The organism is Phenylobacterium sp. 58.2.17 (assembly GCF_026411515.1).
GTDB lineage: Bacteria > Pseudomonadota > Alphaproteobacteria > Caulobacterales > Caulobacteraceae > Phenylobacterium.
In genome coordinates this window covers 106,242-128,773 of record NZ_JAPMTQ010000005.1, presented here as the reverse complement: position 1 = coordinate 128,773, position 22,532 = coordinate 106,242, and the positions used below count along the sequence as shown (strand labels likewise).

The window sequence follows — 22,532 nt, the reverse complement described above, 5'->3', positions numbered from 1 at the left end:
CGGGCGCCGGGGGAATCGAACATGGCGCGGGGTGCGCGCCGATGAATTTTTCTAGGACCGGGCCGCAGCGGCTGATGTTCAGCGCGCGGCGCACGGGAAAAGGCGGGGCGTGGCTTCGCGGCGCGACTCCACGTGCGGTCAGCGGAACCACATGCCGGGCGGCTGGTCAAGCGTGGCTGCGGTCGCGGGGCTGGCGTTCAAGACGTCGCCCCGGTTTGCGAAGCCAGACTGGGGCCCATGAACACCGTATAGACCAGGGCTCGCCCCAGCCGCGTCCTACGCAGCCGGCGCGGGTCCCGGTCTTCGCCTGCGGCGAAACCGGGATGACGCGCCGAAGCGCAAATAGGATCAGCGCTGGCCGAATTGAAGGGTCACGGCCAGGACGGCGACCACCGCAGCCAGGAACGGCAGTTCGTTGGTGGCGCGCCAGAACTTCGCCGACTTCGGACGCTGGCCGGCCAGGAACTTCTTGTAGGAGCCGGCCAGGAAACCGTGCCAGCCGGAGATGAACAGCACGGCGGCCAGCTTCACGATCATCCACGGCTGCAGCAGGAAGCCCCACCCCTCGCCCACCGCATAGACGTGATAGAGGATCAGGCCGACGCCCAGCGCCCAGACGATGATCATCGCCGGATTGATGATGATCTTCAGGAGCTTGCGCTCCCAGACCAGGAAGTGCTTGTCGAACTCGCTGCCCGGAGGCGCGGTCTCGGTGTGGTAGGCGTAGAGCCGCGGCAGGTACATCATGCCGGCCATCCAGGCGATCACCGCGATGATGTGCAGGCCGCGCAGCAGGTCGAAGTGGTTCATCGGCTCCCCCTAGCCCATCTTACAGGCGCATTTGCCATGCGCCGCCGGACAACGCCACGTCCCGAACGGCGCCGGCGCGGCGCCGCGACCTAGCGCCTCCAGCGTCGCGGCCGCCAGGGTATCGATCAATGCGCCGTCGATCGTCGGGGTCGGGGCGCGCAGATAGGGCGCGCAGCCCAGCGTCCGGGCCAGTTCGGCGTACTCGTGGTCGAGCTCGACCAGGGTCTCGACATGCTCGGACACGAAGGCGATCGGGCTGACCAACACGCCCTGGCCGTCGGCGGCGGCCTGGCGGATCGCCTCGTCGGTCGAGGGGCCGATCCATTTCAGGCGGCCGACCCGGCTCTGGTAGCAGACGCTCCAGTCGGGCAGTTCGGGCAGCAGCTCGGCCACGGCGCGGGCGGTGGCCTCGACCTGAACCTGGTAGGGGTCGCCAGCCTTGATCACCTTTTCCGGCAGGCCATGGGCCGAGAACAGCAGCCGCACATTGTCCGGCCGTCCGGCCTTCAGCCAGGTCTGGCTGATCGCGCGGGCGTGCGCCTCCACCAGCCCCGGGGCGGTCGGATAGCAGCAGACCGCGTGGCTGGCCCCAGGGCCGCGATAGGCGCGCGCCCAGTCCTTCAGCGACGAGGCCGTGGTCGTGGTCGAGAACTGCGGATAGAGCGGCAGCAGCACCACCTGGTCGGGCGCGAACTCAGCCACCTCGCGGGCGGTCTGGTCGGCGAACGGCTTCCAGTAGCGCATCGAGATGAAGACCCGCGTCTCCAGCTCCGGACGGGCGGCGGTGAGCGCGGTCTGCAGGGCCTCGGCCTGGCGCTTCGTCTCCGGCAGCAGCGGCGAGGCGCCGCCCATGATCGCGTAGTTGGCCTTGGCGGTGTCCTCGCGGCCCGAGGCGATCATCCGGGCCAGCGGCAGGCGGACGATGCCGGGCAGGCTGATGATCGCCGGGTCGCTGAACAGGTTGGTGAGGAACGGCTTCACCGCCTCGGGCCCGTCCGGTCCTCCGAGGTTGAAGAGGACGACGGCCAGCTTCATCATTTACCGGTCACCCTGCGGATCGTCCGCTCGATATGCTCGATCGGCGTATCGGGCATCACCCCGTGGCCGAGGTTGAAGATGTAGGGGCCGCCGTTCCACTGCTCGATCAGGGCGTCGACCCGGGCGTCGAGGGCCGGGCCGCCGGCGCGCAGCAGCAGGTTGTCGAGCGCGCCCTGGATGGTCTTGCCGCCGGCCTGGATCTGGCGGCCGAGCGCGGCGGTGGCCTGGGTGTCGAGGGCGACGGCCTGGACCGGGACCTTGGCCGCGTAGTTGGCGACCTGGGCGCCGGCCCCGCGCGGGAAGCCGATGAACGGAACTTCGATCCCGGCGGCGCGGACCTTCTCGATGATCGCCGTGTGCGGGCGAATGACGATGCGCTCGAACATGTCCTCCGACAGGCTCTCGGCCCAGCTCTCGAACAGCTTCAGCACCTGGGCGCCGGCCTTGGCCTGCATGACCAGGTAGCGGGCGGTGGACTCCACCAGCACGTCCAGCAGGGCGTCGAGCTTTTCGGGGTTGCGATAAGCATAGGCGCGGGCGGCCTCGCGCTGCGAACCGCGGCCTTCGATCATGTAGGTGGCGACGGTCCACGGCGCGCCGGCGAACCCGATCAGGGCGCGCTCGGGCTCAAGCTCGGCGCGGACGCGGCTCAGGGTCTCGCCGATCTCCGACAGCCGGCCGGTGGAGGCCTCGATCTGGTCGGCCAGCGCCTCGATCGGCGGTAGCTCGCCAAGCCGCGGCCCCTCGCCGGCCTCGAACCAGACGTCCTGGCCCAGCGCACGCGGGATCAGCAGGATGTCGGCGAACACGATGGCCGCATCCAGCGGGAAGCGGCGCATCGGCTGCAGCGTCGCCTCGGCGGCCATCTCCGGATTGTGGCAGAAGGCGATGAAGTCGCCGGCCCGGGCCCGCAGCTCGCGGTACTCCGGCAACGAACGGCCGGCCTGGCGCATGAACCAGACCGGCGGCCGATCGAGGGTTTCGCCTGCGAGCGCCCGCAGGAGGCGCGGTGTTTCATGTCCCGACATGCGGCTCGTTAAACCGGCTTCGGACGAAAGGCTCAAGCCCGCCTGCCCTTCTTCTTCTTATCTAAGATTCTTAAATGGGAAGTGGAGTTAGAGGTTGGCCCTTGGAGAAGTGGGGACAACTTCCCCCGGCCATACCGCGCCAACCCCTTTTCAACAAGGCGATCGGGCGGTTTCCAACATGGTTAAGCCATACCTGTGAGTTGCGGGGAAAACCGCTAAACCCCAACTGCCGTTTACCTTTCGTTAAAGGGTTAACAGGGAGTCAACGATGACGAACGGGAGTCGTTAGACCGCTCTCGGAAGCAGGCCCTGTTCATCCTTTTTTAACTAACGGAGCCGTGGACGAGCCGGGCGCAAACTGCGGCTGTTTTCCCGTCCGTTCACAACCGGCCCGCCGCCGCGGCGACTCTTCCCCAAAACGGTCCGGCTTCGTTAAGAAGGTTTCGACTCTTTCATCCCCAGCTTTGCGATCCGCACCCTGCAGATTCCCCTTTACGCGCCGGCAAAGGCTCCATGACCCGCTTTGCGACCTACTTCCACGTCCACCTCGTGTCGGACTCCACCGGCGAGACGCTGAACGCGATGGCGCGGGCGGTGTGCGCCCGGTTCGAGAACGTGCTGCCGATCGAGCACATCTACGCGCTGGTCCGCTCGCCCCGGCAGCTGGAGCGGGCGCTGACCGACATCGAGGAAGCGCCCGGCGTGGTGATCCACACCATCGTCGACGACCAGCTGCGCACGGCGTTGGAAGAAGGCGTGCGGCGGCTCGACATGCCGTGCATCGCCGCGCTCGACCCGCTGGTCTCCTCGCTGCAGCGCTATCTGGGCGCCTCGATCAGCCGGCGGGTGGGCGTGCAGCACGCGCTCGACAACGACTATTTCAACCGCATGGACGCGCTGAACTACGCGATCGGCCATGACGACGGCCAGGGCGGCCAGGACCTGGAGCAGGCCGACGTGGTGCTGGTCGGCGTCTCGCGGACCTCCAAGACCCCGACCTGCATCTACCTGGCCCATCGCGGGGTGCGGGCGGCGAACGTGCCGCTGGTGCCGACCCGGCCGCCGCCGGAAAAGCTGTTCGACCTGAAGAACACCCTGGTGGTGGGGCTGACCATTTCGCCCGACCGGCTGATCCAGATCCGCCGCAACCGGCTGCTGAGCCTTAAGGAGGATCGGGAGTCGAGCTACATCGACATCGAAGCGGTGCGCGAGGAGACGGTGAAGGCGCGGCGGCTCTATGAGCGCCAGGGCTGGCCGGTGATCGACGTCACCCGCCGCAGCGTCGAGGAAACGGCCGCGGCGGTGCTGAACCTGCTGCACGGCGGCCATGGCCAGGTCGAGGTGCTGGGCTGATGGGCGAGCAGATCATCCTGGCCTCGAAGAGCGCGGCGCGGCGTGCGGTGCTGACCGGGGCCGGCGTGCCATTCGAGGTGGCGGTGGCCGGCGTCGACGAGGACGCGGTCAAGACCGCGATGCTGGCGCAAGGCGCGACCCCGCGCGACGTCGCCGACGCCCTGGCAGAGATCAAGGCGGTGAAGATCTCCGCCGGCCGTCCCGGCTTCGTGATCGGCTCGGACCAGACCCTGGAGTTCGAGGGCCAGCTCTACGACAAGGCCGAGACGCTGGAGGCGGCGGCCGAACGGCTGAAGACCATGCGCGGCAAGCCCCACAAGCTGCATTCGGCGGTGGTGGTGGCCAAGGACGGGACGCCGATCTGGCGCGAGATCGTCTCGGCGACCCTGACCATGCGCGACTTCTCCGACGACTTCCTCGACGCCTACCTGGCGCTGGAGGGCGAGGAGATGCTGGGCTCGGTCGGCTGCTACCGGCTGGAAGGCCCGGGCGCGCAGCTGTTCTCGAAGATCGAGGGCGACTATTTCGCGATCCTGGGCCTGCCGCTGATGGGCCTCCTGGATCTCTTCCGCCGGCATGGGGTGCTGACGCCATGAGCATCTCCGGCGCGACCAAGGTCGCCGGGGTGGTCGGGCGTCCGATCGTCCATTCGATGAGCCCGATCCTGCACAACGCGTGGCTGGCGGCGGCGGGGATCGACGGGGTCTATGTGCCGTTCTCCACCCAGCCGGGCCGGTTCACGGCCTTTGCCGAAGCCCTTCGCGGCGGCGGCGTCGCGGGGCTGAACGTCACCCTGCCGTTCAAGGGCGAGGCGCTGGCCCTGGCCGACGAGGCCAGCTTCCGGGCCAGGAGCGCGGAGGCCGCCAACGTACTCGTGTTCCGCGACGACGGCACGATCTTCGCCGACAACACCGACGGGTTGGGGATGCTGGGCGCGTTCGCCGAGCAGGCCCCGGGCTTTGATCCGAAAGCCGGGCCGGTGGCGATCCTGGGCGCCGGCGGCGCGGCGCGCGGCGCGGCGGCGGCCTTCGTTGAAGCCGGCTGCCCGCAGGTCCGCATCGTCAACCGCACCTTGCTGAAGGCGCAGGAGATCGCCCAACCGCTGGGCGCGCAGGCCTATCCGCTGACCGAGGCCGCTGCAGCGTTCGAGGGCGTGATCGCGGTGGTCAACGCCACCTCGGCCGGGCTGTCCGGCGCGGCCGGGCTGGAGGTTCCGCTGGACGCGACGCCGGCGGACGCGGTGGTGATAGACATGGTCTACAAGCCGCTGAAGACCCCGTTCCTGGCGCAGGCCGAACAGCTGGGGCGGCGGACGGTCGACGGCTTGGCCATGCTGATCGGCCAGGCCGTCCCGAGCTTCGAGTATTTCTACGGCCAGAAGCCGCCGAGCGATGTCGATGTGCGGGCCTTGGCGATCAAGGCGCTGGGGTTGTGAGACCCACAACCCATTGCCTCCGTCGCTGAATGGCTTGGGCGACATCGGGCGCCATCTGGTGTTCATAGGTCCCGGCCTTCGACCTTCGGTCGAAACCGGGAAGACACTTCTGAGTGCGAGGACTGCATGCTCATCATCGGCCTGACCGGCTCCATCGGCATGGGCAAGTCGACGACCGCCAAGATGTTCCGCGAGGCGGGCATCCCGGTCTACGACGCCGACGCGGCGGTGGCCGACCTGTATGAGACGGGCGGCGCGGCGGTCGAGCCGCTGGAGGCGGCGTTTCCGGGCGTGACCAAGGACGGCGCCGTCGACCGCGAAGCCCTGCGCCAACGGGTGCTGGGGAACGACGAGGCGATGGCCAAGCTCAATTCCATCGTCCATCCGCTGGTCGGCGCCGACCGGATCCACTTCTTCAAGGCGGCGGAGGACGCCAAGGCCGACATGGTCGTGCTGGACATCCCCCTGCTCTACGAGACCGGCGGCCACGCCAATATGGACGCGGTGGTGGTGGTTTCGGCCCCGGAAACCCAGCAGCGCGAACGGGTGCTGGCCCGACCCGGCATGACCGCCGAGCGGCTGGACGCCATTCTGTCGCGGCAGATGCACGACGCTGAAAAGCGCGCTCGAGCCCATTTCGTGGTCGACACCGGCCGCGGCCTGGAGCGGGCCCGCGAACAGGTGGCGGAGATCATCGCGACCATGCGCGATCCACAGCGCAGGCCCGAGAGCGCGCGGAGCTCCGCGCCCTGATTTTGTCCAAAGCTAAAGGGTCTTCGCGACAAGCCGCCGGGTTGAAGCGCGGCTCGAAGCAGCCGAAGTAGTTTCCATGGCGCGTGAGATCGTTCTCGACACCGAAACCACCGGCTTCGAGCCGCATCTGGGCCACAAGCTGGTCGAACTCGCCTGCCTGGAGATCGAGGACTACCTGCCGACCGGGCGCAGCTTCCACGTCTATATCGATCCCGAGCGCGACATGCCGCCCGAGGCCGAGAAGGTCCACGGGCTGTCGGCGAACTTCCTGCGCGGCAAGCCGAAGTTCCGCGACAAGGAGATCCATCAAGACTTCCTGGAGTTCGTCGGCGACGCCCCGATCATCGCCCACAACGCCACCTTCGACCGGACGTTCGTGAACTACGAGCTGGAGGGGCTGGGCTTGGCTGGCATTCCGGAGGAGCGCTGGATCGACACCCTGGCTCTGGCGCGAAAGCGCTTTCCAGGGATGCACAACTCGCTCGACGCACTCTGCAAGCGCTTCAAGATCTCGCTCTCCGAGCGGGAAAAGCACGGGGCGCTCATCGACGCCCGGCTGCTGGCGGCGGTCTACCTCGAGCTGAAGGGCGGCCGCGCCCTAACCCTGGAGCTGACCACCCGCGAAATGGCGGCCCACGCCGTCGCCGTGGCGAAGGCTGCGGTCTATGGCGCCCGGCCGCGCCCCCTGCCCTTCCGCTCGACCGACGCCGAGCGCGAGCTACATGCCAAGTTCGTGCGCGAAGTGGTCAAGAACGAGGAACTCTGGGGCAAGTTCGGGCTCTAGAGCCGACGCTTCAGATCCACCGTTCGTCGGCCGTGAAGTCGACGGTCAGCCAGTAGCCGGGATTGAGCCCGCCCATCGCCAGCGCGATCTCGCGGCGGATGGTGTCGAGCTGCTCGAAGCTCATGGTCGTCTGTCCGGACGGGGCGACGAAGCCGATCTCGATGAATTGCTGGCGGCCCGAGCGCACGACGTGGGAGCTGTAACCGGAAAAGCCGTAACGGGCGGCGACCTCAGCGGCGAGTTCGCGCACCTGCTGGTCGAGCGCAGTCGGCGCGATCATCAGGATGTCCTGACTGGCGCGCCAGAGGGTCAAGGCCGGGAACGGGGCGAGGCAGACCGCAACGATCACCAGGATCATCGGGTCGACATAGGGGGCCATCCACTCGGCGCCGCTGCCGGTCAGCGCGCGGCCGATCAGGAAGCTGAGGCACAGGGCGGCGCTGAGCACCCCGCCCATCAGCCAGGAGCGGGAGTCGACGTCGAGCATCTGGGAATTCAGGTGGCGGGCCGAACTGCGCACATAGGCGAACATGCCGAAGCTGAGCACGCTGCTGGCCCCCGCATAGACCGCGCCGAGGCCGAACTGCACATTTCGGCCGCCGGCCAGCAGCCCGTTCAGCCCGTCGAGGAAGGCGTAGGCGCAGGCGAAGCTGAGCACCAGACCGTTGAGCAGGGCCAGCATCGGCTCCAGATGCCAGTAGCCGTACTGGAAGCGGCGGTCGTCGCCGCGCGCGATCAGCCGCACGGTCAGCAGGGCGATGGCGGTCATCGCCGCGTCGATCAGGTCGTAGAACCCGTCGAAGGTCACCGACTTGGAGCCGAGCCAGAGCCCGAACCCGATGCTGGCCACCGCGAAGACGATGGTCGTCGCCATCGAGGTCGCGAGCAGACGTTCCTCCCTGGCCGACGGGTGCGGCGTGGTCGATTGCAGCGTCATGCGGCGGGCGCACCTGTTGGCTCAACCGCCGCCAGGAGAGCTCATCGGCGGCCGTCCGTCGAGGGCCAAGCGCTTGTCGCGGACCGGCGTTACGTCATAGCTTGCCTTCATGCCCTCACAGCGCATCCAGGTCCAGACCGTAGCCATCCCCGCCCCGGGGATGCAGGACCGCGCTCGGCCATAGCCTTTCGCGCCACCGATCCCCGCAAATCTGCGGATGGATCGGCGCGCTCTCCATCCGCATTCCGATGGAGACCCGACATGCAGACCCCGCCAATCCCGAACGCCTATGACTGGTGGTACGACGACGCCCGCCAGGTCGGCCTCGATTTCGAGGACGAGCAGGAAGTCGCCACCTATGACGCCAGACAGGGCGGCTCGGCCGAGCGCGACCGGGCGTTGCTGAGCGAGCTCGGGCTGAAACCGCACATGACCATGGCCGACATCGGCTGCGGCACCGGCATCCTGGCCCGCGAAGCGGCGCGGATGTGCCGTTCGGTGGTGGCGATCGACGTCTCGGCCGCGATGCTGGCGGCGGCGCAGGCGCGGGCCGAGGACCTGCCCAATCTCAGCTTCCAGCGCGCCGGCTTCCTGTCGTTCGAGGCGCCCGAGCAGGGCTTCGACCTGGTCACCGCCAAGAACGCCCTGCACCACCTGCCCGATTTCTGGAAGGCCATGGCCTTGGCGCGGATCTATGCCGCGCTGAAGCCTGGCGGCCGGCTCTATCTGCGCGACGTCATGTTCACTGAAGCGCCGGGCGAACTGGCGCAGGCGGCCGAGGGCTGGATCGTCTGGTTGAGCGAGAACACCGGCTATTCGCGGGCCGAGGGCGCCTGTCATATCCGCGAGGAGTATTCGACCTTCGCCTGGGCGATCGCGCGGATGCTGACCGACTGCGGATTCGAGATCGTCGAGCACGTGCAGGACGGCGTCTATGCCAGCTTCGTCGCCGAACGGCCGGGTTGAGGCCGCTTAAGGCTGGGTCTCGCGCTTGCGGGGCTCGGCCGTCCGGGCCCGCGTATTGCGGACCGCATCGTCGAAGACCGCGGCGACGGCGTCGTTGGGCGCCGAGCCGGGAGGCTGCTGGCGCGGCGGCGCCTCGGCCTTCAGCTTCAGGGTGTCGAGCGCATGGTCGCCCTCGCGCCCGAACAGGTTGCGAAGGCGCAGATCGAGCTGCGGCGAGGCGCTCTTGACGCCGGCCGCCCGCAGGGCCTCGTGGATCGCCCAGGTGTAGGCGGCATGCATCGAGGATGGGTGGCGCGAAGATTCCGCGCTCGGCCAGACGATCAGCTCGAAGTCGAGGCCGTCGCCGCCGAAGCCGGTCATCCAGACCTGGGTCCGGCGGTGAGCGAGGTCGGTCTGGGTGAACGGCAGCGCCTCGGCCGCGGCCAGCACCACGTCGCGGACCCGCGCCTTGTCGGATTCCTCGGCCACTGTGAACGGCACGTGGATGCGGCGGGATTCCTCGTTGTAGGTCCAGTTCACCACCTGGCTCTGCATCAGCTTGGAGTTGGGGATCACGACATTGACGTCGTCGTTGGTGCGCAGCCGGGTGGCCCGGGCGCCGATCTCGACGACCTCGCCGCGCAGGCCGCTTTCCAGCTCGATGAAGTCACCGACCTGGAGGGTCGGGTCGAAGATCAGCACCAGGCCGGCGACGAACTCCTTGACCACGCCCTGCAGGCCCAGGCCGACGCCGACGCCGGTGGCGCCGGCGAAGACCGTGAACGAGCTGAGGTCGAGGCCGAGCGTGGCCAGGCCGGCCAGCACCCCGACCACCAGCATGGCGTAGCCGGCGACCTGCTCGAAGATGTAGATCAGCGGCGAGGCGGCCTTGGAGCGTCGTCGCACGCGGTCCAGAAGCGCGCGCATCAGCCGCACGAGCCCGTAGGCGGCGGCCACGATGGCGATGGCCGTCAGCGCCCGCCCGCCGAAATGCAGCCAGGCCCCGGAGCTCAACCAGTCACCGACCGCCGCGAATGTGGTGTTCATCGTCCCGCTCTCGCATCGAGGAAGCCTCGATCAAGGCGCAGAAGCGACCGGCTGAATATTCGGGGAAACCCTGGCCCCGGCGGGGCCGAGCTTGCGCTGGCGCGGACGCGGCCTCGAGCGATTTCCGATCCAATCGGATCGGAGATCGCTCCGGAATCCTTGAATCGGGCGCATTTTCTTCGCCGAACCGGTAGCCACTTCGGCGGAAAATGCTCTAGCTAAAGCGCTTCCTCGAACCGGGATGGGACCCATGACCGAGTCCGCAAGCAGGTAGGCCGCAACAACACCCCTTCGTTGTTGCGGCGGTCGACACCCAGCTCCAGAGCCAAGGCAGACCGCCGCCAAATCTCCTGATTTGAGTGGATGCAAAGTCATGCCTGGTTCCAAAGCCAGACCCTGGAACTATTCCCTGCCCGCCGCGCTGGCCCTGCTGGCGCCGTTCGACGTCCTGGCCTCGCTGGCCATGGACATCTATCTGCCGGTCGTCCCCGACATGCCCGGCGAGCTTTCGACGACGCCCGCCGTCGTCCAACTGACGCTCAGTCTCTACATGGCCGTGCTCGGCCTGGGCCAGCTGGCGTTCGGGCCGCTGTCCGACCGCGTCGGCCGTCGCCCGGTGCTGCTCGGCGGGGCGGCGCTGTTCGCCGCGGCGAGTCTGGCGCTCACGCTGACTGGCAGCGGTCCGGCGTTCGTCGGCTGGCGGGCGCTGCAGGCGGCGGGCGCCTCGGCGGCCCTGGTCGCGACCTTCGCCATCGTGCGCGACGTCTATGCCGAGCGGGCTGAGGCCGCGAGCATCTACGGCCTGCTCGGGGCGATCCTGTCCTTCGTGCCGGCGCTGGGTCCGATCGCCGGAGCGCTGATCGCCAAAGGGCTCGGGTGGCGGGCGATCTTCTTCGTCCTGGCCGCGCTGATGGTCGTCGCAGGCCTTCGCGCCGCCCATGACCTGCCGGAGACCCGGCCGGTCGCCGCTGGTCGCGTCCGATCTCCGTTCGTCTCGGTCCTGCGCAGCGGCGACTTCTGGACCTATACGCTGGGCTTCAGCGCCGCGATGGGGACGTTCTTCGTGTTCTTCTCGACCGCGCCGCGGATCCTGATCGGCCAGGCTGGCCTGTCGCAGCTCGCGTTCAGCCTCGCCTTTTCGACCGCGGCGCTGGCGATGATCCTGGCCTCGCGGTTCGTCGGGCGGGCGGCGGCGCGCTGGGGGACGGCGGGGAGCCTGGCGCGGGGCATGGGCCTGCTGCTCATCGGCGCGGCGCTGCTGGCGGCGGGCCAGATCTGGGGCGCGCCGTCGTTCTGGACGCTGCTGCCGCCGATGTGGGTGATGGCCGTCGGGATGGTGCTGGCGCTTGCGGTCTGCGCCAACGGCGCGCTGGCGGCGTTCGGCGGGGCGGCCGGGACCGCGGTGGCGCTCTACTTCAGCATCGAGAGCGTGATCGTCGGCGTGCTGGGCTCGGCGGCGGTGGTCTGGCTGGGCGGGGACAGCGCCTGGCCGTTGGCCGGGTTCGCGGCCGGCATGGCTCTGCTGGTGCTGGGAATGCTGGCCGCCAGGCGACCGGCGGGCTAGCAGAAGCGAGGGGGATGGCCTGGGCCGTCCCCCTCAATGTCGTCAGGCGTTGCCGATGGTCTCGCCGCCCAGGGCCTGGGCCTTGCGCGCGGCGTAGACGCCGCCGAAGTCGATCGGGTCGAGCATGAAGGGCGGGAAGCCGCCGTCCGAGGTCACCGAGGCGATGATCTGGCGGGCGAACGGGAACATGAAGCGCGGGCACTCGACCAGCAGCACCGGCTCGAGGTCTTCCTGGCTGACGCCGGTGATCTGGAACACGCCGCCGTAGAGCAGCTCGACGTGGAACACCGGGCCGTCGTCGCGCTCGGCGCGGGCCGACAGCTTCAGGTCGACTTCGAACAGGCCGTCTTCGCGGCCGCGGGCGTTCATTTCGACGCCCATTTCGATCTGCGGCTGGACCGCGTTCTGGGCGCGCAGCGTCTCGGGCGCGCGCGGGTTCTCGAACGACAGGTCACGGATGAACTGGGCGAGGATGCGGATGCCGGGCTCGGGGGCGCCCGCACCATTGGTCTCGGGGCCGGCGGCGTCGGTATCGGTCATAGTCGGGAAAATCCGGTTGGTGGACGCGCATTCACGTCCTGTTGTGGCCTGGGCTGCTATCATGCGCCCTATGCCATGGCAACGTCGCCCCTGACGTGGGCGTTACGGTGTCCTATATTGAAGATTACGTTCGTTCCGTGAGCCTGAAGAATTGCAAGTCCTCGAACTGATCATTTTCGCCGGCCTGGCCGGAGTCGTGCTGTACCAGCTCTATGCGGTGCTGGGTCGGCGCGTCGGCCGTCAGCCTGAGGACACTCCCGCCGCGGACTCCGTGGCGGCCGGCGCGCGCCAGGCCCCGGCGATGGACCAGATCGACGACGGCGTCGACCTGACCGGGCTGCCGGCGATCAAGCATCGCGACCCGTCGTTCGACCTCTCGCGCTTCCTGGGCGGGGCCAAGGGCGCCTATGAAATGGTCGTGCGCGCCTTCGCCGCCGGCGACCGCGAGACGCTGCGCAACCTGCTGGCCCCGAACGTGCTGACCAGTTTCGAAGGCGCGATCGAGGAGCGCGAGGCCCAGGGCCGCAGCGAGGCCGTCGAGTTTCTGCATCCGCCGCGCGCCGACATGGAGCGCGCCGACCTGCATGGCGACATGGCGCGGATCACCGTCCGCTTCCTGGCCGAGTTCCGCAGCCGCACCAAGGGCCCGGAAGGCGAGGCGGTGGACGACAAGCGCACCGCCGAACTGTGGACCTTCGAGCGCAGCCTGAAGAGCCGCGACCCCAACTGGCTGCTGGTCAACGTCGCCGCCGCCGAAGCTTAAGCGCGGCGAAAACCGAGCGGCGGCAAGGGTTTGTTAACCCTTACGCCGTTTTCCCGCCCCTAACGCAGGACTATGAAGGGAGGCTGGCGCGCGGTGTGCGCCGGGCGTTCGTTTCTTTGAGTTCGAGCGGGCGGCGGACCGATCGCCGCGATTTCGACGACAGCGCTGGGGGCCACCTTGAACATCCGACCTGCAAGCCGCCTGGTTCCGGCCCTGCTGCTGACCTTGCTGGTCGCGGCCTGCGCCACGCCGAAGCCCCCCGCCCCTGGTCCCGGCCCGCAGCCGCCGCGTCCGACCCCGACCCAGCCGCCGCAGCCGAAACCGCCGCCCGCGCAGCCGGAGAGCTTCGCCGAGGTGCCCGGCTGGGCGCAGGACGACCATGGCGCCGGCTACGAGGCGTTCCGCACCACCTGCGGCGTGGCCCGCGACCCGGCGCTGGGCGAGGTCTGCCGCCGCGCCCGGGCGATCGGCGCGCTGGACGGCCCGCGGGCCCGCGCCTTCCTGGAGGAGAACTTCCGGCCCGAGCTGCTGGTCGGCGAAGGGGTGCTCACCGCCTATTTCTCGCCGGAGTACGAGGCGCGCGAGCGCCAGAGCGTCGAGTTCTCGGCCCCCGTGCGGCCCAAGCCCGACGACCTGGTCGGCACCGGCGTCGGCGGCAAGGCTGCCCAGCAGCGCGGAGCCGGCGGCCAGCTCGGCCCCTATCCCGACCGCGCGGCCATCGAAAAGGCCAGCGCCGGGCCGGCCCTGGCCTGGATGCGGCCTGAGGACCTGTTCTTCCTGCAGATCCAGGGGTCCGGGGTGCTGACCTTCGAGGACGGGCGGCGCGCCAAGGCGGTGTTCGCGGCCACCAACGGCAAGCCGTTCCAGGGCATCGCCAACCCGATGCGCGACCGCGGGCTGCTGGCCGCCAGCAACACTTCCGGCGAAGCGATCCGCAGCTGGCTGGCCGACAACCGCGGCCCGCGCGCCGACGAGATCATGCGGCTGAACCCGCGCTACGTGTTCTTCACCCTGGCCCCCGACGACGGCCGCCAGCCGGTGGGCGCGGCGGGCGTCCCGCTGCCGCCCGGGCGCTCGATCGCCGTCGACACCGGGCTGAACGCCCTGGGCGGGCTCTATTACATCGAGGGCGTGGCCCCGACCCTCTCGGGAGCCTTCCCGGCCTATCGCCGCACGGTGATGGCGCTGGACGCCGGCGGGGCGATCAAGGGCCCGGTGCGCGCCGACCTCTATCTGGGCATCGGCGCCCAGGCCGGCGCCGAGGCCGGCCGGGTGCGCCACACCCTGCGCATGCACCGGCTGGTCCCGAAGGTCGGCCCCTATCGATGAAACGGCCCATCCGCCCTGATGAGCAGAAGCTCTGGGCGATGGTGGCGGCCACCGTCCACCCGCATCCGGGCCGCCAGACCGACGCGCCGCCGCCGCCGGCCGAGCCGGCGATCCCGGCGCTGAAGGCCAAGGGACGGGTGACCGATCCGGCCGCGCGGCTGCCGCTGGCCGAGCTGCTGCCGCCGCTGCAACCGCCGCTGCGCGGCGAGCCGGAGAGCATCGAGCCGCGCCGCAAACACCGCATCGCCAAGGAGCGCGACCCGATCGGCGCGCGCATCGACCTGCACGGCATGGATCAGCAGCGCGCCAAGGCGGCGCTGGAGGCCTTCGTGCTGCGGGCCTGGGACGAGGGCTATCGGGCGGTGCTGGTGATCACCGGCAAGGGAACCCTGGGCGACGGCGTGCTGCGCCGGCGCGCGCCCGAATGGCTGGGCGGCATGGCCCTGCGCGGGGTGGTGGCGGGGATTTCCGAGGCCCATCGGCGGCACGGCGGCGAAGGGGCGCTCTATGTGGCGCTCAAGCGCAAGCCGAGGGGCTAGCGGTCACAACTGCGTATGAGACGCATGGCCCCCCTGGAAATCGGCAGGGCGGCGCACGACATACGCCCGGACAAGTAAAAGGAAACGCTGCTTTGACTTCCCGACTTCCGAAGATCTTCGCCGTCAGCGGCCTGTCGCTGGCCATGGGGCTGGCGCTCGTGACCGAGGCGGACGCCCGCCGCGGGGGCAGCTTCGGCAGCCGCGGAGCGCGCACCTACCAGGCGGCGCCGCCCACCAAGACCTCGCCGACCCAGACCGCGCCGGTGCAGCGCTCGATGACCGAACGCCAGCCGGGCGCCCCGGCCACGGCGCCGGCCCGTCCGAACGCCGCCAACCCGGCCGCGGCCCCCAAGCCCGGCCTGTTCGGCAATCCGCTGGTCCGCGGGCTGATGCTCGGCGGCCTGATCGGGCTGCTGCTGGGCCACGGGTTCGGCGCCGGCATGGCCGGCATGCTGGGCGGCCTGCTGCAGATCGCGGCGATCGCCCTGGTGGCGATGCTGGCCTTCCGCTTCTTCGCCTCGCGCCGCAAGCCGGCCCAGGCCGCGGCGGCCAGCCATAACGCCGCCTTCCGCTCGCCGTTCGACATGCAGCAGCCGGTCCAGCCGGCCGCCGCCCCGCCGACCTATGCGCCGCCGGCCGATCTCGGCCAGGACTTCGCAGTGACCGGCGCCGACCGCGAGACCTTCGAGCGGCTGCTGCGCGAGATCCAGGAGGCGTTCGGCCGCGAGGACTACGCCGCCATCCGCGAGCGCACGACGCCGGAGATCATGGGCTACCTGGCCGAAGAGCTCGGCCAGAACGCCACCGCCGGCCGCCGCAACGAGGTCCGCGACGTGAAGATGCTGGAAGGCGACGTCGCCGAAGCCTGGCGCGAGGGTCCGGTCGACTACGCTACCGCCGCCCTGCGCTATTCGAGCATCGACGTGATGGTCGACCGCCAGAGCGGCGCGGTGGTCGAGGGCGACGCCGATCGCCCGACCGAGACCACCGAGCTTTGGACCTTCGTGCGGCATCCGAACGAGGGCTGGAAGCTGTCGGCGATCCAAGAGGCCTGATCTTGACGGCGCGCTTATGCGGCGCGCCGTCTTCCGCCATCGAACCCTGACGGGGTTCGGCGCCAGATTTGACGCAAGGCCGGCTCACCGCCGGCCGATCGCGTCAAAGAGGCGACCATGTCCCAGGCGTTTCCGCGGCCGACCATCGGCCTTTCCCAACTGCTTACAGAGGCGGGTCTCGACGCCGCCAGCGCCATCCGGGTGACCGGGCCCGGCGCCCTGCCCGCGCTGATCTGGCTGTGCCGACGCGGCTACGAGAACGTCGGCTGCCTGCAGGCCGGCGCGCGCGCCCCGGCCGACGAGGCCGACGCCCTGCTGGCCGCACACACCGCCAGCGGCGACTGGCTGGGCGCGTTGCTGGACAACGGCCCGCATGTGCGGCGCGGCGGCGTGGTCATCGTCCAGACCGCGCCCAGCGTCGGCGGCGGCGCGGCCGCCCGCATCTTCCACGGCCATGGCTTCGACCTGGTCCGCCGCCTGCCCGGCGCGCACCGCGACGTGCTGGTTGCGCGGCGATCCAGCCGCCAGCTCAAGGAGGCCGCCTGAGCCATGGATCTTTCCTATCGCGGTCTGCACGCCACGCCGGTCGCGCGGCCCATGCGGCGAGAGCGCTTGACCCTGGGCGTGGCGTGCTCGCTGAACTGGGGGCCGTTGCGGCGGCTGATCGGGACGTTCCGGGCCAAGGTCCCCGACATCGACCTGATCGTCGAGGACCTGGACGACCAGGGCCTGACGGAACGCGTTCCCGGACGCGGCGTCGACCTGGCCGTGGCGCTGCACGACGCCGGGAGCCGCGGCTGGCGCTCGGCGCCGCTGTGGTCCGAACCGCTGATGGTGTTCATGGCCGAGGGCCATCCGCTGGCGGCGCAGAACGCCGTCCAGCCGGGCCAGCTGCGGGAGGCCCATCTGCTGATGGCCGGCAACGGATCCGGCGACCGCGCCCTTCAGCGGGCGATCATCCGAGCGCTGGGCGGGCCGCCGAACTTCCTTCACTACGCCGTGCAGCGCGACAACCTGCTGGACCTGGTTTCGCTGGGGTTCGGCGTGACCCTGGCCGGGGGTTCGGCGATGGGCGCCTTCTATCCCGGCGTCTGCGCCCGGCCGCTGGAGAGCGAGAGCGGTTGGCTGGCCTATTGCGGGTTCTGGGCGGCGGAGAATGAGCGCCCCGCCCTGCGCCGGTTCCTGGAGCTGCGCGATGCCTGACCGCGGAAATCTGGCCACAGCGCTGGGCGCCGTCGCCATGCTCGTGCTGCTGATCGGCGCCCTGGTCGTGGCGGCGAGCGCCGACCAGGCCGACCGGGCCGCGCCGCAAAGGCCTGCGGTGAGCGGGAGCGCTTGAGCGGCCAGGCCGTTATTAGGGGCTGGAGGACCAGCCCATGGCCAAGCCCGTCGTCGTCACCATCCCCCATGAGCTCGGCAAGGAGGAGGCGCGCAAGCGCATCGAAGAGGGCGTCGGCAAACTGATCCACCAGTTCGGCGAAGGCGTGAAGCTGACCCGCACGTGGGAGGGAGACCGCCTCTCCTTCGCCGCCAAGGTGGTCGGTCAGGCGGTGGCCGGGCGACTGGATGTGGCCGAGGACGCGGTGCGCATGGAGGTCGACCTGCCGCCGTTCTTCGCGATGATCGCCGACAAGGTGAAGGGCCGGCTGAAGAAGGAAGGCCAGCTTATGCTGGAGAAGAAGTAGACCCGAACGGCGCCATCAGCCGCGGCGAGCGGCGCACCAGTTCGACGACCAGCACCATGTAGAGCGCCAGCAGCACCTCGATGACGGTCTCGTCGAGGCCGCCCGTCACCTCCGGATCGTCGGGCAGCATCGGCGCCTGGAAGAAGGCGATCATCAGGTTGGTCGCGACGTGGGCCCCGATGGCGAACTCCAGGCCGCCGAGCCGCAGGGCCGCCCAGGCGAAGGCCGCCCCGGCCAGGGCTCGCGCCGCCAGGGCGCCTGGATCGAATTCCAGGTGCGCCAGGGCGAAGGCTGCGGCGTTGACCGCGATCAGCACCCAGACGTTGCGGGTGAAGGCGGCGGTCTGCTGCAGCAGGTAGCCGCGGAACACCGCCTCCTCGGCCGTGGCGGCGACCAGCAGGCCGGCGACCACGGCCAGGGCGTAGAACCCCTTCAACGCCAGGCTGGAGTTCGGGTCGAAGAGCGGCATCTGGAACTGGCCGGGATGGAGCAGCAGGTCGCCGGTCATCAGCACCCCGACGCCGAGCGCGGTCAGCGCCGCCCCGGCCAGCAGCAGCCGCCAGCGGAAGTACAGCGCAGCGGTCAGCCAGGTGACGACCGGGCGGCCGAACACGTAGCGGGCGGCAAGCAACACCGCCAAGCCCATCGATCCGAGCCCGAGCCCGAGCTGCAGCACGTAGACCGCCGAGCGCTGCAGCCGCGGGCCGCCCGTGTCCTCGAACATCGCCCCGCCGGTAAGCGTCCCCAGCACGATGGCGAACAGCAACGACAGGAGCAGCACGGCGGCCGGCGTCGCGGCGGCCATGGCCGCGACCCGCGGCCAGCGGCGGTCGCGTTCGGTGACGGCCTGCAGAAATGGGAACGGAGCGAGCACTAAAGGACTATGCCCTTCGCCGCGATCTTTCGCCATCGGCGCGGGACCGCCGCAGCGATTCCCGCCAGGATGTTTTCGAGACTAATTCGCCTATAGGGTGAATTTTGCCTTGACCGGAACGCTGCAGACCGACGTTGTGTCAACGATGCTTGGGCTGGGTGACCTTAATCTGCGCGAGAGGCTCGCGCCGGACGTCCCCATTTGGGTGACCGAGTGGGTCTGCGCGGGGGTGTGCGCGGCGCTGTCCGGGCTGTTGCGGGCGCTCATCTCGCTGGTGGTCGTCGCCCCGCCTTACGTCTTCCTCTATCCGCTGGTCCTGCTGGCGACGCTGCTCGCCGGGTGGCGTTCGGGCGTCTACGGCCTGACGATGATCCTGCTCGGCGTCTGGTACATGGTCCTGCACCCTGCCCAGTTCGGCCCTCTGACCCCCGGCGAAGGCGCGGCGCTGGTGCTCAACGCCTTGAGCGGTCTGGCGGTGATCGCCGTGGCCCAGGCGTTCCGAACCTCCTATCGGGTGGCCGAGGCCGAGCGCGCCGCCAAGCTCGAGGTCCGCGACCTGCTGCTGCGCGAACTGAACCATCGGGTGAAGAACAATTTCCAGATGGTCGAAAGCCTGCTCGACATGCAGCGCCGCCGGGCGGCGGCGGCCAGCACCGAACAGGCCCTGGCCGACGCCCTGCGCCGGGTCCATTCGATGGCGCAGGCGCACGCCAACCTCTATTCGCCCGAGGAAGCCGGCGAGGCCATCGATCTTGGCGCCTATCTGGGCGACCTGTGCGAGAACCTGTCCGACAGCCTGCTGCTGACGGGCGACGTGCGGCTCGACAGCTGGCTGACCTCGTGTCGCTGCGACCGCGACCGAGCGGTGGCGGTGGGGCTGGTGGTCAACGAACTGGTCACCAACGCGGCCAAGTACGCCTTCCCGGGCGGTCGCAGCGGGCGCATCCTGGTGTCGCTGAAGCAGATCGAGGTCGGCTGCGAGCTGACGGTCGCCGACAACGGCGTCGGCATGCCGCCCGAAGCGCAGATCAACAGCCGCGGGCTCGGCCGCAAGCTGGTCGAGGGCTTTGCGCGCCAGACCGGCGGAATCCTCACCCGCGGCGGCGGTCCAGGGGTCAGCCACACCCTGGTGTTGCCGCACTGACGCCATTGCAAGGTTTGCGATAGCCCGCGCCGCCGCTATTCGTTAACGGCGCGAGGGAGGACGTCGATGACGCTGCGCCGTGATTTGAACCCGATGCCCGACGAGGTGCGCCAGGCGCTGGAAGCGCGGGCGCTGGTCGACGCCTACCAGGCGCGGCCGCCGTTCCAGCGCAACGACTACCTCGGCTGGATCGCCCGGGCCCGCAAGCCGGAGACCCGTAAGAAGCGTCTGGCCCAGATGCTGGACGAACTGGAGGACGGCGACATCTATATGAAGATGCGCTGGAACCCCTGACGCGACGAGCACCCCAGCCGACAAGCAGATCCTGGAGCCGGGCCTGCAGATCGCCTGCCACCGGCATGACGCCGAGGGCGCCGATGAGGAAGCCGGCGAAGGGGTAGGATTGGCCGCGCGCTTGTGGGTCGGAGAGCCGGCCTAGGTCCCTGCTTTCGCCGGGATGAGCGGCGTTAGGAGGTCCGCGAGGCCTTCTCGGCCAGCCCTGAGGTTCCCTCGCGGGCTTCGAGCTTGGCGGCGACGTCGTCGAGGCTGACGCCGGCGCGGGCCAGCAGCACCAGCCAGTGGTAGATCAGGTCGGCGCTTTCGGCGGCCAGGCCGTCCTTGTCGCCTTGAGCTGCGGCGATCACCGCTTCGACCGCCTCCTCGCCGAACTTCTTGGCGGCGCGCTCGACGCCTTCGCTCAGCAGCTTGGCGGTGTAGGAGCTGGCCGGATCGGCGCCCTTGCGGGCCTCGATGGTCGCGGCGAGGCGCTCGAGAGTCTGCGAGAAGCGGCTCATGCGGCCTCCGTGATGCGGACCGGGATGTGGGCCTTGGCCATTTCGCGCTTCACCTCGGCGACGGAGACCTCGCCGAAGTGGAAGATCGAGGCGGCGAGCACCGCGTCGGCGCCGCCCTTGGTGACCGCGTCGACCATGTGCTGGGCGGAGCCGGCCCCGCCCGAGGCGATCACCGGCACGTTGACCGCGCTGGTCACCGCCTTCAGCAGGTCGAGGTCGTAGCCGGTCTTGGCGCCGTCGCGGTCCATGGAGGTGAGCAGGATCTCCCCTGCCCCGCGCTTCACCGCGTCCACCGCGTATTCGACCACGTCGAGCCCGGTGTCGGTGCGCCCGCCATAGGTGAAGACCTTCCAACCGTCGGCAGTGCGCTTGGCGTCGATGGCTACGACGACCGCCTGAGAGCCGAAGGCGTCGGCGCAGGCGCTGATCAGGTCGCGGTTCTCGACCGCGGCGGTGTTGACGGAAATCTTGTCGGCCCCGGCCAGCAGCAGCCGGCGGGCGTCCTCGACCTGGCGGATGCCGCCGCCGACGCTGAGCGGCATGAAGCAGACGTCGGCGGTGCGGGCGATGACGTCGAGGATCGCCCCGCGCCGCTCGTGGCTGGCGGTGATGTCCAGGAACATCAGCTCGTCGGCGCCGGCGGCGTCATAGGCCGTGGCCTGTTCGACCGGGTCGCCGGCGTCGCGCAGCGAGACGAAGTTCACGCCCTTCACCACGCGGCCGTCCTTGACGTCCAGGCACGGAATGACGCGGACTTTGAGCATCAGGCGGCGACCTTCAGGGCTTCTTCCGGATTGATCGCGCCGTTGTAGAGCGCGCGGCCGAGCACGGCGCCGGCGATCGGCACGCCCTTGCGGGCCTTGATCTTGACGATGTCGTCGATGGTGGCCAGGCCCCCGGCGGCGATCACCGGGATCGCCACGGCGTCGGCGATGGCCCCGAACGCCTCGACGTTGAAGCCCATGACGGTGCCGTCGCGGTCGATGTCGGTGATGATCAGGGCGCCGACGCCGGCGTCCTCGAAGCGCTTGGCGACGGTGACGGCGTCGAGGTCGGAGCTCTCGGTCCAGCCCTGGGTCGCGACCTTGCCGGCGCGGACGTCGACCGAGACGGCGATCTGCTCGGGCCACAGGCGGGCGGCCTCGCGGACGATCTGCGGCTCGGTGACCGCGACGGTGCCGAGGATGACGCGGCTGACGCCGGCTTCGATCCAGCGCTCGACGTCCTTCAGGCTGCGGATGCCGCCGCCCAGCTGGACCGGGATCGAGACCGCCTCGAGGATCGCCTCGACGGCCTTTTCATTGACCGCCTTGCCCTGCACCGCGCCGTTCAGGTCGACGACGTGGACCCAGTGGAAGCCGGATTCGACGAAGCTGGCGGCCTGGGCCGCGGGCGAGGTGTTGAACACCGTGGCGGTGTCGAGGTCGCCGTGCAGCACACGGACGCACTGGCCGTCTTTAAGGTCGATGGCCGGATAGAGGATCACGGTCGCCACTCCAGGAAACGCGCCAGCAGGGCGAGGCCGGCGCTTTGCGACTTTTCAGGGTGAAATTGTACGCCCGCGACATGGCCCTTGGCGACGGCGGCCGGGAAGCGGCCTCCATGGTCGACATAGGCGGCGACGTCGGCGGGATCGTCCGGGAAGAACGCGAACGAATGGGTGAAGTACATGGGCGCCTCGCCGACGCCGGCGATCGGCGCAGGGCCGTGCGGGTCGATCAGGGTGTTCCAGCCCATGTGCGGGATCTTGGCGGCCGGGTCGGTCGGCTCCACGCGGCGGACGTCGCCGGGGATCCAGCCGAGGCCGGGGGTCTCGCCGAACTCCAGGCCGCGGGTGGCCAGCAGCTGCATGCCGACGCAGACGCCGAGGAAGGGGCGGCCCTTGACCTGGACCGCCTCGGTCATGGCCTCGATCAGGCCGGGCCGCTCGGACAGGGCCTTCATGCACGCGGCGAAGGCGCCGACGCCGGGCAGCACCACCCGGTCGGCGGCGGCCACGGTTTCGGGATCGCTGGTGACGACGATCTGGCTCGTTCCCGCCGCAGCGCGGACGAGGGCCTTTTCGGCCGAGCGCAGGTTGCCCGACCCGTAGTCGATCAGGGCGACGCTCTGCAT

28 protein-coding genes are annotated in these 22,532 nt (G+C 69.8%); 17 read left to right on the top strand and 11 right to left on the bottom strand.

Features of this window, described 5'->3' with window-relative positions; translation table 11 throughout:
* Positions 1 to 348: 348 nt before the first annotated feature.
* The 3 genes from OUA97_RS06365 to hemE are packed head-to-tail and all read right to left on the bottom strand — an operon-like array spanning position 349 to position 2,876.
* The gene (locus OUA97_RS06365) at positions 349 to 810 is read right to left on the bottom strand and encodes a CopD family protein (RefSeq protein ID WP_267230981.1); all 462 of its coding nucleotides are present in this window, start codon (positions 808 to 810) and stop codon (positions 349 to 351) included.
* Positions 811 to 819: 9 nt separating this feature from the next.
* Complete coding sequence (gene hemH, locus OUA97_RS06360; protein ID WP_267231008.1) at positions 820 to 1,845, bottom strand: ferrochelatase; 1,026 nt, start codon at positions 1,843 to 1,845, stop codon at positions 820 to 822.
* Positions 1,845 to 2,876 (bottom strand): uroporphyrinogen decarboxylase, encoded by a 1,032-nt coding sequence (gene hemE / locus OUA97_RS06355; RefSeq protein WP_267230980.1) that lies wholly within the window; start codon positions 2,874 to 2,876, stop codon positions 1,845 to 1,847. The genes hemH and hemE overlap by 1 nt, the downstream gene beginning before the upstream one ends.
* A 513-nt stretch (positions 2,877 to 3,389) precedes the next feature.
* Here hemE and OUA97_RS06350 point away from each other — a divergent pair.
* The 5 genes from OUA97_RS06350 to dnaQ all read left to right on the top strand — a co-directional run bounded on the left by OUA97_RS06350 (position 3,390) and on the right by dnaQ (position 7,201).
* On the top strand, positions 3,390 to 4,229 hold the full coding sequence (locus OUA97_RS06350) for a pyruvate, water dikinase regulatory protein (protein WP_267230979.1): 840 nt from the start codon (positions 3,390 to 3,392) through the stop codon (positions 4,227 to 4,229).
* A complete protein-coding gene (locus tag OUA97_RS06345) occupies positions 4,229 to 4,825 on the top strand; it encodes a Maf family protein (protein ID WP_267230978.1) in 597 nt (198 codons plus the stop codon). The genes OUA97_RS06350 and OUA97_RS06345 overlap by 1 nt, the downstream gene beginning before the upstream one ends.
* On the top strand, positions 4,822 to 5,664 hold the full coding sequence (gene aroE, locus OUA97_RS06340; RefSeq protein ID WP_267230977.1) for a shikimate dehydrogenase: 843 nt from the start codon (positions 4,822 to 4,824) through the stop codon (positions 5,662 to 5,664). The genes OUA97_RS06345 and aroE overlap by 4 nt, the downstream gene beginning before the upstream one ends.
* Positions 5,665 to 5,790: 126 nt before the next feature.
* Positions 5,791 to 6,417: a dephospho-CoA kinase gene (gene coaE, locus OUA97_RS06335; protein WP_267230976.1), complete on the top strand. Its 627-nt coding sequence runs from the start codon at positions 5,791 to 5,793 to the stop codon at positions 6,415 to 6,417.
* Positions 6,418 to 6,493: 76 nt separating this feature from the next.
* Positions 6,494 to 7,201 (top strand): DNA polymerase III subunit epsilon, encoded by a 708-nt coding sequence (dnaQ, locus tag OUA97_RS06330; RefSeq protein ID WP_267230975.1) that lies wholly within the window; start codon positions 6,494 to 6,496, stop codon positions 7,199 to 7,201.
* Between the two features lie 10 nt (positions 7,202 to 7,211).
* Here dnaQ and OUA97_RS06325 read toward each other — a convergent pair whose 3' ends face one another.
* The gene (locus OUA97_RS06325; RefSeq protein ID WP_267230974.1) at positions 7,212 to 8,138 is read right to left on the bottom strand and encodes a cation diffusion facilitator family transporter; all 927 of its coding nucleotides are present in this window, start codon (positions 8,136 to 8,138) and stop codon (positions 7,212 to 7,214) included.
* Positions 8,139 to 8,399: 261 nt separating this feature from the next.
* Between OUA97_RS06325 and OUA97_RS06320 the strand changes: the two genes are divergently transcribed.
* Positions 8,400 to 9,104 carry a class I SAM-dependent methyltransferase gene (locus tag OUA97_RS06320; protein WP_267230973.1) on the top strand — a complete coding sequence of 235 codons (705 nt, stop codon included), beginning with the start codon at positions 8,400 to 8,402 and terminating at the stop codon, positions 9,102 to 9,104.
* Between the two features lie 6 nt (positions 9,105 to 9,110).
* Here OUA97_RS06320 and OUA97_RS06315 read toward each other — a convergent pair whose 3' ends face one another.
* Positions 9,111 to 10,130, bottom strand: a complete 1,020-nt coding sequence (locus OUA97_RS06315) for a mechanosensitive ion channel family protein (protein WP_267230972.1) — start codon at positions 10,128 to 10,130, stop codon at positions 9,111 to 9,113.
* Positions 10,131 to 10,503: 373 nt separating this feature from the next.
* On the opposite strand from OUA97_RS06315, the gene cml reads away from it, so the two are divergent.
* Positions 10,504 to 11,694 (top strand): CmlA/FloR family chloramphenicol efflux MFS transporter, encoded by a 1,191-nt coding sequence (cml, locus tag OUA97_RS06310; protein WP_267230971.1) that lies wholly within the window; start codon positions 10,504 to 10,506, stop codon positions 11,692 to 11,694.
* Between the two features lie 42 nt (positions 11,695 to 11,736).
* On the opposite strand, the gene secB is transcribed toward cml, so the two are convergent.
* Positions 11,737 to 12,234: a protein-export chaperone SecB gene (gene secB, locus OUA97_RS06305; protein ID WP_267230970.1), complete on the bottom strand. Its 498-nt coding sequence runs from the start codon at positions 12,232 to 12,234 to the stop codon at positions 11,737 to 11,739.
* 151 nt (positions 12,235 to 12,385) lie between these two features.
* On the opposite strand from secB, the gene timA reads away from it, so the two are divergent.
* The 8 genes from timA (at position 12,386) to OUA97_RS06265 (ending at position 17,605) form a co-directional block, all read left to right on the top strand.
* Entirely contained in the window at positions 12,386 to 12,997 is a 612-nt protein-coding gene (gene timA, locus OUA97_RS06300) for a TIM44-related membrane protein TimA (protein WP_267230969.1), read from the top strand.
* Positions 12,998 to 13,174: 177 nt separating this feature from the next.
* Entirely contained in the window at positions 13,175 to 14,326 is a 1,152-nt protein-coding gene (locus OUA97_RS06295; RefSeq protein ID WP_267230968.1) for an MltA domain-containing protein, read from the top strand.
* The gene (locus tag OUA97_RS06290) at positions 14,323 to 14,865 is read left to right on the top strand and encodes a Smr/MutS family protein (protein WP_267230967.1); all 543 of its coding nucleotides are present in this window, start codon (positions 14,323 to 14,325) and stop codon (positions 14,863 to 14,865) included. The genes OUA97_RS06295 and OUA97_RS06290 overlap by 4 nt, the downstream gene beginning before the upstream one ends.
* Before the next feature lie 92 nt (positions 14,866 to 14,957).
* Positions 14,958 to 15,920, top strand: coding sequence for a Tim44 domain-containing protein (locus OUA97_RS06285; protein WP_267230966.1), 963 nt, complete (start codon positions 14,958 to 14,960; stop codon positions 15,918 to 15,920).
* A 117-nt stretch (positions 15,921 to 16,037) separates the two neighbouring features.
* Positions 16,038 to 16,466, top strand: a complete 429-nt coding sequence (locus OUA97_RS06280; RefSeq protein ID WP_267230965.1) for a hypothetical protein — start codon at positions 16,038 to 16,040, stop codon at positions 16,464 to 16,466.
* Positions 16,467 to 16,469: 3 nt separating this feature from the next.
* Complete coding sequence (locus OUA97_RS06275) at positions 16,470 to 17,123, top strand: LysR family substrate-binding domain-containing protein (protein WP_267230964.1); 654 nt, start codon at positions 16,470 to 16,472, stop codon at positions 17,121 to 17,123.
* The gene (locus OUA97_RS06270; protein WP_267230963.1) at positions 17,116 to 17,259 is read left to right on the top strand and encodes a hypothetical protein; all 144 of its coding nucleotides are present in this window, start codon (positions 17,116 to 17,118) and stop codon (positions 17,257 to 17,259) included. The genes OUA97_RS06275 and OUA97_RS06270 overlap by 8 nt, the downstream gene beginning before the upstream one ends.
* 37 nt (positions 17,260 to 17,296) lie before the next feature.
* The gene (locus OUA97_RS06265; protein ID WP_267230962.1) at positions 17,297 to 17,605 is read left to right on the top strand and encodes a polyhydroxyalkanoic acid system family protein; all 309 of its coding nucleotides are present in this window, start codon (positions 17,297 to 17,299) and stop codon (positions 17,603 to 17,605) included.
* Here the strand turns inward: OUA97_RS06265 and OUA97_RS06260 are convergent.
* A complete protein-coding gene (locus OUA97_RS06260) occupies positions 17,586 to 18,479 on the bottom strand; it encodes a type II CAAX prenyl endopeptidase Rce1 family protein (protein WP_267230961.1) in 894 nt (297 codons plus the stop codon). The two genes, OUA97_RS06265 and OUA97_RS06260, sit on opposite strands and share 20 nt — an antisense overlap.
* Positions 18,480 to 18,684: 205 nt before the next feature.
* Between OUA97_RS06260 and OUA97_RS06255 the strand changes: the two genes are divergently transcribed.
* Together OUA97_RS06255 and OUA97_RS06250 are read left to right on the top strand one after the other, a co-directional pair.
* Entirely contained in the window at positions 18,685 to 19,623 is a 939-nt protein-coding gene (locus tag OUA97_RS06255; RefSeq protein WP_267230960.1) for a sensor histidine kinase, read from the top strand.
* 66 nt (positions 19,624 to 19,689) lie between these two features.
* Positions 19,690 to 19,917, top strand: coding sequence for a YdeI/OmpD-associated family protein (locus OUA97_RS06250; protein WP_267230959.1), 228 nt, complete (start codon positions 19,690 to 19,692; stop codon positions 19,915 to 19,917).
* 173 nt (positions 19,918 to 20,090) lie between these two features.
* Here OUA97_RS06250 and OUA97_RS06245 read toward each other — a convergent pair whose 3' ends face one another.
* From OUA97_RS06245 to hisH, 4 genes are read right to left on the bottom strand one after another with little or no spacing between them, the layout of a single operon-like run.
* The gene (locus tag OUA97_RS06245) at positions 20,091 to 20,417 is read right to left on the bottom strand and encodes a phosphoribosyl-ATP diphosphatase (protein WP_267230958.1); all 327 of its coding nucleotides are present in this window, start codon (positions 20,415 to 20,417) and stop codon (positions 20,091 to 20,093) included.
* Positions 20,414 to 21,181 (bottom strand): imidazole glycerol phosphate synthase subunit HisF, encoded by a 768-nt coding sequence (hisF, locus tag OUA97_RS06240; protein WP_267230957.1) that lies wholly within the window; start codon positions 21,179 to 21,181, stop codon positions 20,414 to 20,416. Before hisF ends, OUA97_RS06245 begins: the two co-directional genes overlap by 4 nt.
* Positions 21,181 to 21,903: a 1-(5-phosphoribosyl)-5-[(5-phosphoribosylamino)methylideneamino]imidazole-4-carboxamide isomerase gene (gene hisA, locus OUA97_RS06235; protein WP_267230956.1), complete on the bottom strand. Its 723-nt coding sequence runs from the start codon at positions 21,901 to 21,903 to the stop codon at positions 21,181 to 21,183. The genes hisF and hisA overlap by 1 nt, the downstream gene beginning before the upstream one ends.
* Positions 21,900 to 22,532 (bottom strand): imidazole glycerol phosphate synthase subunit HisH, encoded by a 633-nt coding sequence (gene hisH / locus OUA97_RS06230; RefSeq protein ID WP_267230955.1) that lies wholly within the window; start codon positions 22,530 to 22,532, stop codon positions 21,900 to 21,902. Before hisH ends, hisA begins: the two co-directional genes overlap by 4 nt.